The organism is Flagellimonas amoyensis (assembly GCF_003058265.1).
Classification (GTDB): Bacteria; Bacteroidota; Bacteroidia; order Flavobacteriales; family Flavobacteriaceae; genus Flagellimonas; species Flagellimonas amoyensis.
The window spans coordinates 223946-242277 of the sequence record NZ_QBUK01000001.1 but is presented as its reverse complement, the minus strand read 5'-3'; the positions used below and the strand labels follow the sequence as shown (position 1 = coordinate 242277).

Genomic DNA, 18332 nt, shown 5'->3' with positions numbered 1-18332 from the left:
TATTTTTAATTGAATACACAGAAAAAAACCGTTTTTTTTCCGGCTGCAAAGATATGCTTTTCCCTTTTTATTAAGAAACCGATTTTTTGTTTTTTTAAAAAGAAAAAAGGCACTGAAAAATTCAGTGCCTTTTTATGTGTTTTAGGGTTCATCTTTACGGGTTTATGGCCCAAGAAACATAGTAGATGGAACCGATGTTACCTGTACCGATCGCGGTAAAGTATTCATCTCCCAACAAGTTGGAGCCGCCCACCTTGAACACTGATTTGATGCTCGGCACGGAATAGTTGACCTGTGCGTCCAATACGGTAAAGGCAGGAATATCCCCATCGGCGAAGGATGCTTCCCAATAGTAGCTGTCGCTCCATCTGTAGTTTACATTGAAGCCAAAGTTTTTGAAGAGCGCTGCATTCCCGAAAGAAGCTTTCACCTTATGTTTTGGCGTGTTGAAATTGGTCCTCAAGTCTGGGTATTTCCCTTCATCGATGTCCAATTCGGCATAGGTATAGTTGATCCCAAAATCAAAGTTTCCGATCTTGGTGTCCACACCCACTGTTCCCCCATAGGAATTGATATCCGCATCAGAGTTGGTATAGGTCTGGTAGATTTGATAATCCCCATTTTGAAGTGCCAATAGGGATAGTCCACCGTCACCGGCCTGTCCATAAAACGGAACAGCGGTGGTTGTGTTGGCCAAGAAATCGGAATAGCTGTTGTAATATCCACTCAAGTCTATGGTAAATCTACCCACTTGGCCTCTATACCCTACCTCAAAAGCTGTGATCTCTTCTGGTTTGATCAATGGCGTATTCACTGCTTGAGGAGCCCCAGCTTGTAATGAACTGGTAGAATACGCATTTTCATAGGCGGCTCGGCCCACAATCTGAACGGTTGCCGGTACCCCAAGATTATCCTGTGCACTTTGGCTTACATTGAATGTTCTTACGTCCCTATCCAAGTTGGCAGGAGCCGACCCCACCAAAATGGCGCGACCTGCATTCAGACCAATAAAAAGATCCTGGGTGGTCGGGTTCCTGAAACCTTGCTGTACAGATACCCTCAAGTTGTGGTTTCTATTTTCCCCAGCGGTGTAGGCAAGCGATAACCTCGGTGAAACAAACCCATCGAAGAACTCGTTTTTATCGTAACGGGCTGAACCGGTAAACTTCAACCGATCATCCAAGAGTTTCTTTTGAAGCTGTACATAGGCACCATATTCATTATAGGAAATGGGTCCATCAATATCGGTAAAAATGGTACCGTTGGAGTTCAACACATATTCCCTGAAAGAGCCTCCTACTTGCAGATCGGCCCAGTTGTCTATCAAATGGGCAAAATTGTAATTTCCATTGACATGACGGAATTTGGTCTTATCGATAAATTTAGCCCCTGTGGTCAAATCCCCATCGTTGGTCACTTGGTTGAACGCACTTTCAAAGGCTGCCGTACCAGGAACCAATCTACCTGTATCTGCGGACTGTCTACCAGCAATATGCGCTTGTGTCGAGGCTTGTTCCGGAGTCAATCCCCCTTGTTGGATCCCTCCGAGATAGGTAGGGATATAGGCGGAAGCATAATCCGTAAACCATTGTACATCAGATTTCCACAACCTATTTATATTGATGGCCGCAAAACGGGTATCGTAGGCATCCCCTGAATTTTCGGAAACAATATATCCACGTAGGAAGAAATTCTTGTTCTTGATTTCCAACTTGTGCTGTTGCATGGTAAACCCACTTACCGCATAGCGGTTGGCCCCTTGGTAAATAGTGGTTCCACGACCAATTCTACTGTTCAGGATGATTTCAAAATCGTTGGCAAAAGGACGTATGTGCACTGCAAAATCCGATTTTACACTTTCAGCTCCATAATCGGCCAAATCTGCTTCGTTGTACCCTGTTCTGGAAATTACTGCCGAGCCTACCGTGCCTGTGGGCAATCCAGCAGCCGCATCAAAGTTCAAGTTGGTGGATACTTCATCCCCATAGATGTTCAATCCATCATAGGCAGGATTGGAGCGATCTGCCCCAGGATTGTTCAAATCTATAGTTCTATTGGCATGCCAGTCCTCACCGGTCAACACCGATAGGTTGGCCTTAACGGCGACCTTATCGCTAAAGGCGTGTGCCGCTCTGATGCCAAAGTCCTTATAAAAATTGCTCCCAGCAGCATCCTGTACCGTGACCCCGCCTTTGGCGTAAGCACTGATCCCTTGGAAATCAAATGGGTTTTTACTGTTCATAAAAAGGATACCATTGAAGGCTCCAGCTCCGTACAGGGCAGAAGAGGCTCCGGGTAGGATCTCCACACTCTGCACATCCAGTTCGGACATCCCCACCAAGTTACCCAAAACGAAGTTGAGACCGGGTGCGGTGTTGTCCATCCCATCTACCAACTGCAAGAACCTGTTGTTGGCAAAAGTGGCAAAACCCCTTGTGTTAATGGACTGGAAAGTCAAACTGTTGGTATTGATGTCCACTCCTTTCAAGTTTTGCAAGCCTCCATAAAAGGATTCGGAGGTGGTGTTCTTTATTTCCTTGAGACCAAAACGCTCCACGGAAACCGGGGATTCAAAAATCCGTTCGGGTGTCCTCGATGCCGAGATGACGATTTCATCCAACAAGGTAGAGGCTTCAGCTAGGGTAATGGAAAGGGTCTGGTTATTTGTTGTGACGTTTGCCACAAAATCTGAAAACCCGATACTCGTTATCCGAAGTTGGAACGGTGGGGTCTGTGAGGTATTGAAAGTGAAGTTCCCATCGAAGTCCGTAACGGTCCCTTCGGATTTTCCCACCAAGACCACATTGGCCCCTGGGATGGGCTGGCTATTTACATCAACTACTTTTCCCTGGACGGTTGTCTGTGCATGCGAGACAATACCTATCAGCATAAGGAAAATGAACATTAGTCTTTTCATTGGCTATGAATTTGAGTTAAATTTGGTTTAAGTGTCTGTTAAGCAATGTATGTGGAAGATACATTTTTTTTCATTTGATTTCTACAAATATGGAAAAAATTATGCATGCATAATACTTTTTTGGCAAAATTCCATGTTCAAAAATACGGTATCAATAAAAAAGGCGCCAATATTGGCGCCTTTTCTTTTAAAATATGTCGTAAAATTATTCCACAGTGACCGACTTGGCCAAATTCCTGGGCTGGTCCACATTGCAGCCACGCATCACAGCAATGTGATAGGACAACAACTGCAAGGGTATGGTGGTCAGAAGCGGAGAAAGGCTTTCGGAGGTTTCCGGCACCTCGATCACGTGATCGGCCAACTCCCTAACAGATACGTCCCCTTCGGTGACGATGGCGATGATCCTTCCCTTTCTGGATTTGATTTCCTGTATGTTGCTCACTACTTTTTCATAGTGCCCTTTTCTGGTGGCAATCACCACTACGGGCATTTGCTCATCGATTAAGGCAATGGGTCCGTGCTTCATTTCTGCTGCTGGATACCCCTCGGCATGGATATAGCTGATTTCCTTTAGTTTCAAGGCTCCCTCCAGGGCCACTGGGAAATTGTACCCCCTACCCAAATAAAGGCAGTTGGACGAGTCCTTATATATATCCGAGATTTCCTCAACAATGGGATTGGACAAAAGTGCCTTTTCCACTTTGGAAGGAACACTTTCCAATTCGGCCAAAAATTCGTGGTACTTGGATTGCGACAAAGTCCCTTTTTCATGGGCCAACTTCAGGGCAATAAGGGTCAACACGGTAATCTGGGTTGTGAAGGCCTTGGTAGAGGCCACACCGATCTCAGGTCCTGCGTGGGTATAGGCCCCAGCGTTGGTTTCCCTAGCTATGGATGACCCCACAACGTTGCACACCCCAAAAACGAAGGCGCCTTTTTCCTTTGCCAGTTTGATGGCCGCCAAAGTATCTGCCGTTTCTCCCGACTGCGATATGGCAATGAGCACATCCTTTTCGGTGATGACCGGATTCCTGTACCTGAACTCGGAGGCATATTCCACTTCAACCGGGATACGGGCCAAATCTTCAAAAATGTATTCTGCCACTAGTCCGGCATGCCATGAAGTTCCACAGGCCACGATGATGATCCTGTTGGCATTGAGGAACTTCTCCAGGTTTTGGTCGATACCTGCCATTTTGATAATGCCCTTATCCGCTAACAAACGTCCTCTATAGGTATCCAATATGGCCCTGGGCTGCTCATAGATTTCCTTGAGCATGAAGTGCTCATACCCTCCTTTTTCAATTTCCTCAAGGTTGAGCTGGAGCTCCAGAATGTTCGGGTAGGCTATGGCATCGTCCTTGATTTTGCGAAGTTTGATTTCCTTGCCGATGCGTACAATCGCCATTTCCTCATCTTCAAGATATATCGCATTGTTGGTATATTCGATAAATGGGGAAGCATCCGATGCAATGAAATATTCGTTCTCACCGATGCCAATGGCCAATGGGCTTCCCAGTTTGGCCACCACGATCTCATCGGGCTTGTTCTTGTCAAAAACGGCAATGGCATAGGCTCCCACCACTTGGTTGAGCGCTATCTGCACGGCCTTGCCCAGTTTGACCCCTTCTTTTGTCTTTACTTCTTCAATAAGGTTGACCAACACTTCGGTATCGGTATCGGATTCAAACGTATAGCCCCGCTTGATCAATGCCTGTTTGATGGAATCGTAATTTTCTATGATACCGTTGTGGATGATGACCAAATCCCCTGAATTGGAAAAATGGGGATGCGAGTTCACATCGTTGGGGACCCCGTGGGTGGCCCATCTGGTGTGGCCAAGCCCAAGTTTGCCAGAAATGGAAATGGAGGTCTCGGTCTTTTGTCTGAGGTCTTCCACTTTTCCTTTGGTTTTGGAAAGATGGGTGTTCTCCCCGTCGTAAAGTGCTATTCCAGCACTATCATATCCTCTATACTCGAGCCTTTGCAAGCCCTTCATAATAATGGGATAGGCATCCCGATGGCCAATATAACCTACAATTCCACACATAAGCTTTTTTTTTAGTCAATGTCCACTATTGGGGGATAGTGATCATCAAATTTAAAATCTCTAGTGCAAATTCAATGCATACGTTACGTTAAAACGACGAACGTCCAAAAATCCTCTTTAAGTGGTAGCCATCAATTGGCCTCTGTGTAGAAAATCTCGAGTTTCAGTTTTTTCCCCTCTTCCCCTGAAGCCACATTGCTTCCATAAAGCACTGTGCCCAAAGGACTAATGGCAGACATTACGGGATAATCCACCTCAACGGATCCATTGCCCACTGCTTCTTGCACATTGGGAAAAGAGATATTGGATGTCAATGTAAGCGCCAATTTGGCATTGGAAGAATCCCGAACAATGATGTTGTTGATGTGCTCCGTGATCCTTATGGTGTATTTTATGCCTTTCCCGCTTTCCTTCTGTATGACACCTCCATGATTGGTATAGTAGTCCAATGGGTTTGGCGTGGTATTCGGGGTATTTGCCTCATTGGCCGAATTGTACAATGGGAATCCTGTTTCTGCATTGAAAAGGTACAGTCTGGGAGGTTCCTCCACGGTCCCGCCCGAATTGTCCAAGGTTTCCCTATCCACATAAAACACCAGATTGGCCTCGTTGATGATCCAGTTATTGGCCCTGATCTGATCTATAAGCTGGGAGCCTCCGTTTTCCAATTCGTCAAAAAGCCTGATCTCTGCCAAAGTGGCCCCTCCTTTCACATATATTCTAGGTGCATTTTCCCCATTGTCCATTGCATTCGCAATATCCGTTGGGAAGATCTCATTTTCAAAAACATTCACTGCATTCCCTGTAATGCCAGTGCTGGTGCTCATCATCAACCCAAGCACAAAATCCTTTTCGGCGGTCACTACGGTCTCTTCTTCCGTGTCGTAATCTTGATATTCATAGGTAACTGTAATGGTCGCCTCGGTAACATCCAACAGGAACATGAGCTCCTCCATATTTGTCCCGGAAAGATGGATTCCTTTGAAAAAATTCCTGAAATTAGAGTGGTTCAACAGTTCTGCCCTTCCTTCCATATCCAATAGGTTCGTCTGGAAAAATTCGTTGTTCAACGGGATACGGATTCCTGGGGCCAATTTTGTCTCTATTTGATCAGATTCGTCCACATCTTCGGTCTCTGGGTCGTCATCCTTATAGGAAACAATGATGTCCTCATTGCTGATGGTAACTTCACCACTGCCAATAAGTTCCCCGATAAAACCTGAAAAATCATGGTTGGAATAGTACTCTTGCGCTTCCTGAAAACCAGAATTCGGGTCCAAATCCCTTAGAAAATAGTTGGAGCGGGAAACACTCAAATTAAAGGTTGCCGTCCTATCTCCGTATATACTGTCCAAATCATATCTTTTGACATAGTTGTTGGCCACAAAGTCATCCCCTGTACCATCGTCGTTGGGATCAAAAGGGTTGGACCCGATGACCCTTTCTTGATTGTCCGTGACACCGTCCCCGTCCCAATCAGAATTGGGGTCGTCCACATCCTCTCCATCTTCAAACTCATCATCAACCCCATCTCCATCGCTGTCTCCCGAAGGGGGCAACTGAAAAGGGATATAGAGATAGACCTCCTTTACAGTTTCATTTTCATTGACCGTGGTTGCACTGTCGTCAGAATCGGCATTGTCCTCGGCAGTCTGGGTAAGATCCCCAAAGGTAGGGTTCTGAGTGGACAAGGTGACCTGCGAAATGATGCTTGCCGTCCTTTTCCCATAAACAGGATCGGTAAAGGTTCCCAACTGGTAGAGTGGCAACCTATTGGTCTGCACTGCGGTTATTCCTTTATTATAGGCAAAAACTCCATATTCGACCTTTCCAGTGGTAAAAGGTTCACCACCTACAACACCCTCACCTATGGTGTTCAGTTCGTCTTCACAGGAAGCTATCAGTAGAAACAAAGTCCCAACCAAGGTTGAAACTTTAAGGATTCTGGAAAATCTCATGCAATTTATTTTAAAACCTCCGTTTTATAGAAATTTGTGTATGCCTCTTCTGCTTCCTGAAGCGAAACATAGGGCAGTACGGGTTTGGAAAGATTGGCTATATGGTCCTTCAGATCCTCCGACATATCCTCCGAGGCTAAAATAACGGCATCGGAATAATCTACGGCAACCTTTAACAAATTATTATAGTCGGGGTGGGAAAGGGAAGAAATATCGCTCTTGTCTATCCCATCAAAGGAAACCTTATTGATCATCTCGATGTCCAGTTCGCCCTCATATCCCTTTCCGTAGACCGATGTAACGATCTTGCTGTCAGCGAACAACGGTTCGTCGGCATAGTATTTTCTAAGATATAGGGGCAATAGGGAGGCCATCCATCCGTGTACATGGATGATGTCCGGTGACCAGTTCAACTTTTTGACGGTTTCCACGACGCCTTTGGCAAAAAAAATGGCCCGCTCGTCATTGTCCGGAAATAGATTTCCTTCCGAATCCTTGAAAGTTGCCTTCCTTTTGAAATATTCCTCGTTGTCTATGAAATACACCTGGATACGTTCCCTTGGAATGGAGGCCACTTTGATGATCAGGGGCATGTCCATGTCGTTTATGACCAAGTTCATCCCCGATAAGCGTATGACTTCATGCAATTGATGCCTTCTTTCATTGATGTTTCCATATCTCGGCATGAAGATGCGTATTTGCCCCCCATTGCTGTTCACCATTCTCGGTGCTTCGTACGACATTAAGGAAACTGGATTCTCTGGGAGGTATGGAACTAATTCAGAAGATACAAACAATATCTTTTTACCATTCATAAACACTTTCTTTTGTTTATCCGAAAAACGTAGCTGCAAAAGTACAAAAATTATGCTGATTACCAGTATTTATAGTATTTTTGCACGCTCTTGAATGTCGCCATGCACATATTCGACCGCAAAAAGGAGCTTGTTTCCTTCTTACAGGACGAGAGAAAAAAAAACATCTCCATCGGCCTAGTGCCTACTATGGGGGCACTTCACACAGGGCATGTATCCTTGGTGAAAAAGGCACTTTCCGAAAATGGTTTGGTAGTGGTCAGTATTTTTGTGAACCCTACCCAATTTGACAAAAAGGACGATCTGGAAAAATATCCCAGGAGTTTGGAAAGGGATGTGGAGCTGTTGCAAAGGGAATCCGATCAAATTGTCATTTTTGCCCCATCCATTGATGAGATTTATGGCAAGTCCGTCAAATCCCAATCCTACCAGTTCGATGGTCTGGACAAAGTGATGGAAGGCGAGTTCCGGGCAGGACATTTCAATGGTGTCGGTACCATTGTGGAGCTTTTGTTGCGAACCGTTGCCCCGGACAGGGCCTATTTTGGCGAAAAGGATTTCCAGCAGTTACAGATCATTCGAAAAATGGTGCAGCTCAAAAAACTGCCCTATGCCATCATTGGTTGTCCCATAGAACGGGAAGCCAACGGATTGGCCAAGAGTTCCCGTAATGAACGCCTCTCCCAAACGACCAAGGAAGAAGCCGGCCTGATCCACGAAACACTGTTGGCTGCCAGATCAAAATTTGGCACGGAAAGTGCAAGTAGCATCCGGCATTGGGTAAAATCGGAATTTGAGAAAAATACCGTGTTCAGCTTGGAATATTTTGAGATAGCCGACGAGGACACGCTGACCCCCATGCTGAAAAAACAGGACGGACAAAAATATAGGGCATTCATTGCCGTTTATGCCGATGGCATACGCTTAATTGATAATCTAAGATTGAATTGATATTTTTGCACCATGCAAGTAGAAGTTGTAAAATCGAAAATCCATAGGGTAAAAGTTACTGGGGCCGACCTAAACTACATAGGCAGCATCACCATTGACGAGGACCTTATGGACGCAGCCAACATCATCAGGGGCGAGAAAGTGCAGATCGTCAACAACAACAATGGTGAACGGCTGGAGACCTACGCCATTCCCGGACCTAGGGGGTCTGGTGAACTGACCCTGAACGGTGCCGCCGCCCGGAAAGTGGCCGTGGGCGACGTACTCATCCTCATCACCTACGCTTGGATGGACATTGAGAAAGCAAAGGTGTTCAACCCTGCGTTGGTCTTCCCGAACGAGGCCACCAATCTACTCAACTAGTTTTGGGCAGCTCCCTGAAAAAATTTCTCAAAATAGTAGTTCCCATTGCCTTTGGGCTGTTCTTGGTCTGGTATTCCTACAATTCCACCACACCCGAAGAACGCAAGCAGATCATCCATTACATTTCCAACGCTAGCCCCTTTTGGGTCGCTCTTTCGGTGGTCATGGCCATCTTTAGCCATATCTCCAGGGCCATCCGATGGAAATACCTTTTGGAGCCCCTTGGTTACAGGCCAAAAACAGTGAACAGTATCCTGATTGTCCTCATCTCCTATTTTGCCAATTTGGGGATACCTCGTTCCGGTGAGATTTTAAGGGCCACAGCACTGACCACGTATGAAAAAGTGCCTTTTGAGAAAGGATTTGGCACCATCGTCACCGAAAGGGTCATCGATTTATTGATGCTATTGCTCATCGTAACGGTCACCTTGGTACTGCAAACGGATATCATCCTTGCCTTTTTGGAAGAAAAAGGGGTGAACATCATTGGTGCCATCGGTATTTTGTTGGTGGGGATTGTCGGTCTTTTTATGGCCACATACATCATACGGAAATCCAAATCTCCCTTTGCCAGCAAACTGAAAACCTTTCTGAACGGACTTTTGGAGGGGGTGCTCAGTCTTTTCAAAATGAAGAAAAAGTGGCCGTTCATTTTCCATACCCTCTTCATCTGGGTCGCCTATGTGGGCATGTTCTGGGTGATAAAACATACTGTGGCCGAGACCACACCCCTTTCCTTGAGTGAGCTTTTGGTCGCCTTCGTCGCCGGTGCCTTTGCCATGTCCACCACCAACGGCGGAATTGGACTGTACCCCATTGCCGTGAGCGCAGCCTTGGGCATCTTTGGCATCAGCTCCGTTTCCGGGGATGCCTTTGGGTGGATCATGTGGATCGCACAGACCCTCATGGTGGTCGTTTTCGGCACAATATCCTTCATCGTATTACCGTTATTGAATAGAAATCGGTAACCCCAGCCGCACAAAACTTAACCAATGAACAAAAAACTACAATTCCTATTGTTGGGCTTGGTGTGCTTCAATGTTGGCGCCCAGGTCAAACAGGAGATTTTTGAATCCTTCAAACTGCAGGAGAGAAGGAACGTCTCCTATTATTTTCCCGAGGACTATTCCGAAGAAAAAAAATACCCATTGTTGGTCGTACTGGATGCCGAGTACCTTTTTGACCTCGTGGTGGCCAATGCCAAGTTCCAAAGCCGTTTGGACCGCATGCCCCAAGTGATCGTGGTGGGTGTGGGGCAGGCCGAGAACGATATCCGGTTAGAAGATTGTGCCTACGAGGAATTTTCGGGACTCCCTTCCGATAAAGGAAAAATGTTCTATGAGTTTCTGGGCACGGAACTCATCCCTTATTTGGAGACCAGCTACAACATTGCCCCTTTCAAAATGTTCGTTGGCTATGACATCACCGCCAATTTCGGAAACTACTACCTGTTCAAGGACCGTTCGCTCTTCAATTCCTATGTGAGCATATCGCCCACTCTGGCCACTGAAATGGAGAACCGGGTACCCGAGCGTCTATCGGCTCTGGACCAAGTGATCTTCTATAACCTGATCGTGGAAAAAGAACCTTCGGACGACAGGCAACGTATCCTTCAGATGAACCACAGCATCAATTCCATCACCAAGGAAAGCCTACACTATTTCTTTGATGAATATGAAAATGCCGACCATTCGTCCATTGTGGCCTATGGAATCGGAAAGGCATTTGACAACGTCTTCAAAATATTCCGCCCCATCAGCCCCACCGAATACAAAACAGAAATATTGACCTCCGAAGAACCTGTGTTCAACTATTTGGAAAACCGCTACAACACCATGGAAAAGCTGTTCGGTTTCCGAAAGCAAGTGGAACTCAACGACATTATGGCCATTTATGCCGCTTGCCGAAAGAAGGAAGATTACGAATCGCTGAAACCTTTGTCTGAACTCTGCAAAAAGGAATTTCCCGACACCATGATGGGTTTCTATTTTGAGGGAGAATATTATGAAGAGATCGGGGAGCCCAAAAAAGCATTCAAGACCTTTGAAAAAGCCTTCCAAATGCAAGAAATTGATTTCTTGACCAAAGATATGGCCCTGGAAAAGATAGATGCGCTGAAAGCAGACTTTGGGTACTAAGACTTTGGATCTTTAGATTTTCAGGTGGTTAGATCTTGTGTATTCAACAATTTGAAAAATCCATAAAAAAGGGATGGCCTTGGATAAAGTCCACCCCTTTTCGTGTTTCTCGGAATCGAATAATACGTTGTCAGTGTTCTATTCTGGCCATCATCCTATTTTTTCAATTACCAGACTGTTCTTTTTTCCTTTTACGACAGCAGCCTTCACCAAACTTTTTCCTGAGCCCACATCCATCACTTCGATGGTATGGTCTTCTTTTTGGGCCAACAGGATGTTTTTGGTGATGGAAAACCCTTTCACTCTTGGCATGTCCAAGATGGTTTTTCTATGGTTGTTTTCCACATCAAGTTCGAAAAGGCTGCCCGTAGCCGTATAGATGTAGGCTTTGCTTTTTTCAACGTTCACAAAAACCTGATCATGCTTTTTATCCAAAACAAAGTGGTTCACTCTCTCACCGGTTTTGGCAACATAGATGGACACATTCTCCTCTCCCTTTGCTATGATCTTATTGCCACAAGCCATCAAATCAACATGTTCATGAGGACCATCCCATCGTGCCTTTATGGAACCTGTTTTGATCTTGGAGCCTTTAAAAACATACTTGTTGAACCAAAAATCTTCATTCAACCTTCCCCCTATATAACCCAATATCTCCAGTACCATACTTTTGTCCTCGAAAGAGAGCATGTCACTTGAGGCACCATCAACCTGCATTTCCATGATTTCATAATCCTCCAATTCATCATCCCCGTCTAGCTTCAGGCCATAATGCCCCGATTGTTCATATCCCTCTTCCTTGAACAATTTTATATCTACCTCTATGATACCGCCCTGGCCCGAAGTAAAAACCACCCTTTGGTCATCCAACCAGCCCAGCACCGGACCACCGATGGTCAGATAGTAGAGCTCGCTCACCTCCCCACTTTCCAGGTTCCACAAAAACCCATTTGACGCTTCACAACCCAAAGCAATATGTTTTTTGTCGGGCGATAGGGCGCCATTCTTTATCGTCAAGTATTTTGAGCTGAAATGTTTTAAAGTTTCGCCAGTGTGAATATCAATCAAAAAACACTCTGACCCCGAATTGACCACCGCCCACTCATCACTTACCAAAAAAGCCTTTTTCATGTGTTGCGGTTGTTTTCCACCTTTATTGGATTGCTTTTGGTCACTTTCCAAATCTATCACCTTAAATGTATCGCCAAATTCAGGGCTGGCCCAATTGTTTGGTAGGCCAAAACCGATATAACTTCCCGATGGGCTCACTCCCAACACCTTAAAGGTTTGGTCCAGTTCAAACGCCTCATCCAAGCTGAATGTTTTTGGTTCTGGTGAATAGGCTGAAAAAACCATTCCCACATGTTTCTTCGCTTCAAGATCAAAACACAGGACACCTGGTTTGTGATATCTTGAGGCCAACCATACCCTCTTGCCGTTTTCTTCTATCTGTATGTTGGTAAGGCCTTTTGCAAAAGAGGCACGGGCCTTTTTATATTCCTCCGATTCTTGGCCACCATCGATAAGGACAGGGTCCACATGGTCTTTAGGTACGGCATCGCAGGGAATGCTATATTGCCGTTCCCCCGTACTCAATCGGAACACTTCTGCCGAAAGCTGATAGTCCCCATCTTCATTTTTCTGAAGGGGGTGGTAGTCCAACCGGACCCCAAGATCCAATGTAGTACTGATGTCTATGACCGGATCGGAGACCAAATTCTCAGGGATCAGTTGTTTGTATTTCAATGGAATGTTTTCAAAGCTCTGTTTTTCAAAATCCACAATGATCAATTGCTGTGTTGCCAACTGGATGTAGAACGCCGCCCTGTTTTCATCCAAAGCGATGGGTCTGCAGCCCCAATCCAACAACTCAGCCTCTATGTCATGCGTCGCCTCCTTTGGGGCATGGACCTTGTTCCCGGAACTGATATCGATTTTCACAAGCTCAACGCCATCATCAGTCACACTCCCCATATAAATGACCTTACCCTTTACATCCGAGTGGGCCAAAACGCAGGACATTTTTGTCTTTCCCTTTTGGACAAGTTCCCCGGTAACCTTATGATAGGCCCATTTACCATCTCCATCGACAGAAATGACATGGCTATCTGCGGTGATCCGCAAATGGACAATGTCCTCTTCGTGATGATGGATGGTACAGATTGATTTTTCCGGTTTGCCTTTGGACTTTTTGTTGACCGAGTACAGGTCAATTCGTCCTTGTTTGTGGCCCAGGGCCACGATGGTCTCGTCTGGCGAGTACGCAATTTGGATTGCATTCATTTGGTTAAGTTTTAAGGATTTAGGTGCTTCCAAAGTATTTAAGGGAGAAAAAAACTTAATGTTATTTAACAATTTTTTTGGTTTTTCGGTATAGATCAATTATTGGCACTTTTGTGGTTTTATTGATGTATTGTTAGACCATCTCCTTCTAAAAACCCTACTTTCGAATAATCCAAAGAGCTTTTCGTCCATCTAAATCCATATCTTTAGGCCATTCACCAAATTGAGGAATGGCCAAGACCAAAACCGCTTTTTTTTGCCAAAACTGTGGCACCCAATATGCCAAATGGATAGGCCAATGTTCCTCCTGCAAGGAATGGAACACCGTTGTGGAAGAGGTGGTCCAGAAGGAAGAAAAAAGGAGTTGGAAAACTGACACGACTTCGGTAAAACAGGCCAGTAAACCCCTTCGCGTTTCGGAAATCACCCATGAGAAGGAGCTTCGATTGGATACGTTGGACCAAGAGTTCAATCGGGTTTTGGGCGGTGGATTGGTTCCCGGATCCCTGACTTTGCTGGGAGGAGAACCTGGAATCGGAAAAAGCACCCTGTTGCTTCAGATTGCCTTAAAACTGCCCTATAAAACATTATATGTTTCGGGCGAGGAAAGCCAACGGCAGATCAAGATGCGAGCGGACCGCATCCTGCCCAATAGCGACAATTGCTACATCCTCACCGAGACCAAGACTCAGAACATCTTTCAACAGATTGCAGCCTTGGAACCTGATCTGGTGGTTATTGACTCTATCCAAACCTTGCACACCGATTATATTGAATCGGCTGCTGGAAGCATTTCACAGATTCGTGAATGCGCCGCCGAATTGATCAAATTTGCCAAAGAAAGCCACACGCCCGTTATTTTGGTGGGACACATTACCAAAGATGGCACCATTGCCGGGCCAAAGATTTTGGAGCATATGGTGGACACGGTACTTCAGTTTGAAGGTGACCGCAACTACGTTTACAGAATCCTTCGTTCGCTAAAAAACCGCTTTGGTTCCACTGCCGAACTGGGCATTTACGAAATGCAGGGCAGTGGGTTAAGGGAAGTGAACAATCCTTCCGAAGTATTAATCTCCAAAAATGAGGATGACCTCAGCGGTACTGCCATTGCGGCCACCGTCGAAGGCATGCGACCGTTGTTGATCGAAATCCAAGCCTTGGTAAGTACCGCGGTTTACGGAACACCGCAGCGCTCCGCAACAGGGTTCAATGCCAAACGCTTGAACATGCTCTTGGCCGTTCTTGAAAAACGGGCAGGATTTAAATTGGCCGCCAAGGATGTCTTTTTGAACATCACCGGGGGCATTTCAGTGGATGATCCTGCCATTGACCTTGCCGTTATGGCCGCCATCTTGTCCAGCAATGCGGACATCTCCATTGAAAAAGGCATCTGTTTTGCTGCGGAAGTGGGCCTTGCAGGGGAAATTCGTCCCGTGCAGCGGGTGGACCAACGCATTCTGGAAGCTGAAAAACTGGGCTTCTCCACCATTTTTGTTTCCAAAAACAACAAGATCGGCTTGAAAAATACAGGTATCCAAATCCGCAAGGTTTCCAAAATCGAGGATGTGGTCCATTTCCTTTTTTAGTCCATTTTTTATCTCCTTCCTTTTTTAAAGGTATATTTAGGAAACCTTCCAATGCGCATGAAACGAATTACACTTTTCCTATTGGTTGCCCTTTTGGCTTCCTGTTCCAATGAAAAAAACACATCTTCAACCAAAGACTACTTTACTACTTGGGAACATTATTTAGGAGATCCCGAGCGCACCCACTACTCCAATCTCGACCAAATCAATACGGCCAACGTTGGCCAATTAAAATTGGCTTGGAGCTATAAAAGTGGTGGGCTTCAAGAAGGAAGGACCACCCAAATCCAGACCAGTCCTTTAATGATCAATGGCGTTCTGTATGGAGTAAATGCCACCATTGAACTTTTTGCCATAGATGCCACTACCGGCAAGGAAATCTGGAAATTCAAACCCGTTACCAAAGACGAATCGGGATTGGGCCTGAACCGTGGACTGAACTATTGGAAATCCAACGGCAATCAGCCCAGCCGTATCTTTTTCAGTTCGGGACCACAACTTTTTGCCATCGATATATCAACTGGCCAACCGATTCCTTCCTTTGGAAATAATGGCAGTATCGACCTACGGGATGGTCTGGACCGGAATCTCAAAAAACAATCCGTGGTGTCCAATACCCCTGGGGCCATTTTTGAAAATATATTGATCCAGGGCACCCGTGTTGGCGAAGGGCCTGGCGCTTCCCCTGGGCATATTCGCGCCTACGATGTGCTCACGGGTAAGATTGTATGGACCTTCCACACCATTCCACAACCCGGCGAATTTGGGCACGATACTTGGCCTGCCGAAGCCTACAAAACGGTCGGGGGTGCCAATAATTGGCCCGGGATGGCCTTGGACAACGAAAGGGGCATCGTCTATATTCCTACGGGGTCGGCCGCCTTTGATTGGTATGGAGGAGATCGGGAAGGGGCCAATTTGTTTGCCAATTCCCTTTTGGCTCTCAATGCCAAAACCGGGGAGCGTATCTGGCATTTTCAAATGGTTCACCACGATATTTGGGACCGTGACCCACCAGCCCCGCCCAACTTATTGGAAATCAAAAGAGACGGAAAAACCATTCCTGCTGTGGCACAAGTGACCAAAAGCGGACACGTTTTTGTATTCAATCGGGAAACTGGGGAGCCCCTGTTTCCCATTGAGGAAAAAGCCTATCCAAGTTCCAAACTCATTGGTGAAAAAGCCTATCCCACACAACCGCTTCCCTTGAAACCCGAACCCTTCTCACGTCAAATTTTAACCGAAAATGAGTTGTATGCCCCCAACGAAAAAGCTTTTGTGGATGATTTGGTGAAGGGCAATACAAGTGATGACACGCCAACCGTTTTGGAAAAATTCAAATCCATCACTTCCAATGGGCAATTTGTTCCGATGGACACTACTGGGGTCCTCTTGTATCCGGGAGCAGACGGAGGTGCCGAATGGGGCGGTGCTGCCATCGACCCACGAAACGGCATCATGTATGTGAACGGCAATGAAATGGCCTGGATCATCAGAATGAAGGAAGTGGGCGGAGATGGTGGTTCGAGTATGGGACAGTCCTTGGCCCAGATCCATTGCGCGCGCTGCCATGGCGGAGCGCTGGAGGGGCTTGCCGGAATCCCCGAACTTCAAAAGGTGAAATTGCGTTTGCAGCCCGATTCCATCAAGACCATCATTCAAAAAGGAAGGGGTGCCATGCCCGGCATGCCCAATCTTTCCGAAGCTGAAATTGATGCGATTACCGAGTTTTTGACCGATATGGAAGAAGCAAAGGACCATCGGGTGGAAAAAATCAAAATCGATGTGCCCTATTCTGTGGCCAGTTTTGCCCGTTTCAAGGATGATAGAGGTTATCCTGTGGTCAAACCACCTTGGGGCACCTTGAACGCCATCGACCTGAACACAGGGGAATATCTTTGGAAAGTCCCTTTGGGCCATGAGGAAAGTCTGAACGACCCCAATGTGCCTGTTTCCGGCCTCGAAAATTACGGCGGACCCGTGGTCACCAAAGGTGGGGTGCTTTTTATTGCGGCCACCAAGGACGAAAAAATACGGGCATTCCATATGAAGACCGGTAAAATGCTTTGGGAAGACCTATTGCCCGCAGGAGGATACGCCACACCCATCACCTATGAAATTGATGGGAAGCAATACCTTGTCATTGCCTGCGGTGGTGGCAAAATGGGAACGGCTTCCGGTGATGAATACCGGGCCTATGCCTTAGATTAAGGTGCTGGGTTCGGAATGGCTTTATGGATGGCCTCGATACCTTCTAACACCTCATCCGAAAGGTCCACATCGATACTCTCGATGTTTTCCCGAAGCTGCTCCATGCTGGTGGCCCCGATAATGTTGCTCGTCAAAAAGGGCCTCGTGTTCACAAAGGCCAACGACATCTGTGCCAAGCTCAACCCATGTTCTTGGGCCAATTGGGCATATTTCTCCGTGGCTTGGGTGGCGGTTTCCCCACTGTACCTGTTGTAATTGGGAAATAGGGAGACCCTGGCCTTTCTTGGGGGAATCTCGGTCAAATATTTTCCACTGAGCACTCCAAATGCCATGGGAGAATAAGCCAACAATCCTATTTTTTCACGGGTCGATATTTCGGAAAGTCCTACCTCGAACAGACGGTTCAACAAGTTGTAGGGATTTTGGATGGTCAACATGCGCGGGAGGGTCCGGTGCACTTTGCTCTCCTCTAAAAATCGCATGGTCCCCCAAGGCGTTTCGTTGGAAAGCCCCACGTGCCTAATCTTTCCTTCGGCAATCAGGTCGCGAAGGGTCTCCAACACCTGATGGATATTGTCCTCCCAACCGTCAATGATATGGGCATTGAATCCCCTTTGCCCAAAATAATTGGTGTTCCGTTCGGGCCAGTGCAGTTGGTACAGGTCGATATAATCCGTCTGGAGCCGCTGTAGGCTCCCTTCCACCGCACTTACAATGGATTCCTTGCTGAACCCGGTATTCCTGATGTGCGTAGCGGCATGTCCTTTTCCAGCAATCTTGGATCCCAACACGATTTTATCCCTGTTCCCAGTCTTTTTGAGCCAGTTTCCGATAAATTCCTCGGTCACCGCATAGAGTTCCTTTTTTGCGGGAATGGGATAGAGCTCCGCAGTGTCAAAAAAATTCACGCCTTGGTCCAAGGCATAATCAATCTGTTCGTAGGCCTCTTCCTCGGTGTTCTGCCTGCCCCAGGTCATGGTACCGAGGCATATTTTGCTTACTCGGATGTCGGTATGCGGGATTCTGGTATATTTCATCGTATCAAATTTAGGAC

13 protein-coding genes are annotated in these 18332 nt (G+C 46.4%); 6 read left to right on the top strand and 7 right to left on the bottom strand.

Translation table 11 applies throughout. The features are described from left to right. Nucleotides 1-5: 5 nt before the first annotated feature. The 5 genes from DB398_RS18280 to DB398_RS00970 all read right to left on the bottom strand — a co-directional run bounded on the left by DB398_RS18280 (nucleotide 6) and on the right by DB398_RS00970 (nucleotide 7743). Nucleotides 6-152, bottom strand: a complete 147-nt coding sequence (locus tag DB398_RS18280) for a hypothetical protein (RefSeq protein ID WP_159076277.1) — start codon at nucleotides 150-152, stop codon at nucleotides 6-8. A 2-nt stretch (nucleotides 153-154) separates the two neighbouring features. Then, nucleotides 155-2917 (bottom strand): TonB-dependent receptor, encoded by a 2763-nt coding sequence (locus DB398_RS00985; RefSeq protein ID WP_108422531.1) that lies wholly within the window; start codon nucleotides 2915-2917, stop codon nucleotides 155-157. A 205-nt stretch (nucleotides 2918-3122) separates the two neighbouring features. Beyond that, nucleotides 3123-4970 carry a glutamine--fructose-6-phosphate transaminase (isomerizing) gene (glmS, locus tag DB398_RS00980; RefSeq protein WP_108422530.1) on the bottom strand — a complete coding sequence of 616 codons (1848 nt, stop codon included), beginning with the start codon at nucleotides 4968-4970 and terminating at the stop codon, nucleotides 3123-3125. Between the two features lie 131 nt (nucleotides 4971-5101). Beyond that, nucleotides 5102-6928, bottom strand: coding sequence for a DUF4270 domain-containing protein (locus DB398_RS00975; RefSeq protein WP_108422529.1), 1827 nt, complete (start codon nucleotides 6926-6928; stop codon nucleotides 5102-5104). Nucleotides 6929-6933: 5 nt separating this feature from the next. Further along, nucleotides 6934-7743 (bottom strand): glycogen/starch synthase, encoded by an 810-nt coding sequence (locus DB398_RS00970; RefSeq protein ID WP_108422815.1) that lies wholly within the window; start codon nucleotides 7741-7743, stop codon nucleotides 6934-6936. A 102-nt stretch (nucleotides 7744-7845) separates the two neighbouring features. Between DB398_RS00970 and panC the strand changes: the two genes are divergently transcribed. From panC to DB398_RS00950, 4 genes are read left to right on the top strand one after another with little or no spacing between them, the layout of a single operon-like run. Next, complete coding sequence (gene panC / locus DB398_RS00965; RefSeq protein WP_108422528.1) at nucleotides 7846-8694, top strand: pantoate--beta-alanine ligase; 849 nt, start codon at nucleotides 7846-7848, stop codon at nucleotides 8692-8694. A gap of 12 nt (nucleotides 8695-8706) precedes the next feature. Continuing rightward, the gene (gene panD / locus DB398_RS00960; RefSeq protein ID WP_108422527.1) at nucleotides 8707-9057 is read left to right on the top strand and encodes an aspartate 1-decarboxylase; all 351 of its coding nucleotides are present in this window, start codon (nucleotides 8707-8709) and stop codon (nucleotides 9055-9057) included. 2 nt (nucleotides 9058-9059) lie between these two features. After that, nucleotides 9060-10025 carry a lysylphosphatidylglycerol synthase transmembrane domain-containing protein gene (locus DB398_RS00955; RefSeq protein WP_108422526.1) on the top strand — a complete coding sequence of 322 codons (966 nt, stop codon included), beginning with the start codon at nucleotides 9060-9062 and terminating at the stop codon, nucleotides 10023-10025. Between the two features lie 24 nt (nucleotides 10026-10049). Beyond that, nucleotides 10050-11195: an alpha/beta hydrolase gene (locus tag DB398_RS00950; protein WP_108422525.1), complete on the top strand. Its 1146-nt coding sequence runs from the start codon at nucleotides 10050-10052 to the stop codon at nucleotides 11193-11195. A gap of 150 nt (nucleotides 11196-11345) precedes the next feature. On the opposite strand, the gene DB398_RS00945 is transcribed toward DB398_RS00950, so the two are convergent. Then, complete coding sequence (locus tag DB398_RS00945; RefSeq protein ID WP_108422524.1) at nucleotides 11346-13478, bottom strand: WD40 repeat domain-containing protein; 2133 nt, start codon at nucleotides 13476-13478, stop codon at nucleotides 11346-11348. Between the two features lie 230 nt (nucleotides 13479-13708). Here DB398_RS00945 and radA point away from each other — a divergent pair, with 230 nt between their 5' ends. Both radA and DB398_RS00935 read left to right on the top strand, forming a co-directional pair. Next, nucleotides 13709-15067, top strand: coding sequence for a DNA repair protein RadA (gene radA, locus DB398_RS00940; protein WP_108422523.1), 1359 nt, complete (start codon nucleotides 13709-13711; stop codon nucleotides 15065-15067). A gap of 57 nt (nucleotides 15068-15124) precedes the next feature. Next, on the top strand, nucleotides 15125-17278 hold the full coding sequence (locus DB398_RS00935) for an outer membrane protein assembly factor BamB family protein (RefSeq protein WP_108422522.1): 2154 nt from the start codon (nucleotides 15125-15127) through the stop codon (nucleotides 17276-17278). Here the strand turns inward: DB398_RS00935 and DB398_RS00930 are convergent. Continuing rightward, nucleotides 17275-18315, bottom strand: coding sequence for an aldo/keto reductase (locus DB398_RS00930; protein ID WP_108422521.1), 1041 nt, complete (start codon nucleotides 18313-18315; stop codon nucleotides 17275-17277). The two genes, DB398_RS00935 and DB398_RS00930, sit on opposite strands and share 4 nt — an antisense overlap. Nucleotides 18316-18332 lie beyond the last annotated feature (17 nt).

What these genes read in the sequence shown, in the direction of transcription:
- DB398_RS18280 (WP_159076277.1), bottom strand. Translation starts at nt 152, where the DNA reads ATGAACCCTAAAACACATAAAAAGGCACTGAATTTTTCAGTGCCTTTT.
- DB398_RS00985 (WP_108422531.1), bottom strand. Translation starts at nt 2,917, where the DNA reads ATGAAAAGACTAATGTTCATTTTCCTTATGCTGATAGGTATTGTCTCG.
- glmS (WP_108422530.1), bottom strand. Translation starts at nt 4,970, where the DNA reads ATGTGTGGAATTGTAGGTTATATTGGCCATCGGGATGCCTATCCCATT.
- DB398_RS00975 (WP_108422529.1), bottom strand. Translation starts at nt 6,928, where the DNA reads ATGAGATTTTCCAGAATCCTTAAAGTTTCAACCTTGGTTGGGACTTTG.
- DB398_RS00970 (WP_108422815.1), bottom strand. Translation starts at nt 7,743, where the DNA reads ATGAATGGTAAAAAGATATTGTTTGTATCTTCTGAATTAGTTCCATAC.
- panC (WP_108422528.1), top strand. Translation starts at nt 7,846, where the DNA reads ATGCACATATTCGACCGCAAAAAGGAGCTTGTTTCCTTCTTACAGGAC.
- panD (WP_108422527.1), top strand. Translation starts at nt 8,707, where the DNA reads ATGCAAGTAGAAGTTGTAAAATCGAAAATCCATAGGGTAAAAGTTACT.
- DB398_RS00950 (WP_108422525.1), top strand. Translation starts at nt 10,050, where the DNA reads ATGAACAAAAAACTACAATTCCTATTGTTGGGCTTGGTGTGCTTCAAT.
- DB398_RS00945 (WP_108422524.1), bottom strand. Translation starts at nt 13,478, where the DNA reads ATGAATGCAATCCAAATTGCGTACTCGCCAGACGAGACCATCGTGGCC.
- radA (WP_108422523.1), top strand. Translation starts at nt 13,709, where the DNA reads ATGGCCAAGACCAAAACCGCTTTTTTTTGCCAAAACTGTGGCACCCAA.
- DB398_RS00935 (WP_108422522.1), top strand. Translation starts at nt 15,125, where the DNA reads ATGAAACGAATTACACTTTTCCTATTGGTTGCCCTTTTGGCTTCCTGT.
- DB398_RS00930 (WP_108422521.1), bottom strand. Translation starts at nt 18,315, where the DNA reads ATGAAATATACCAGAATCCCGCATACCGACATCCGAGTAAGCAAAATA.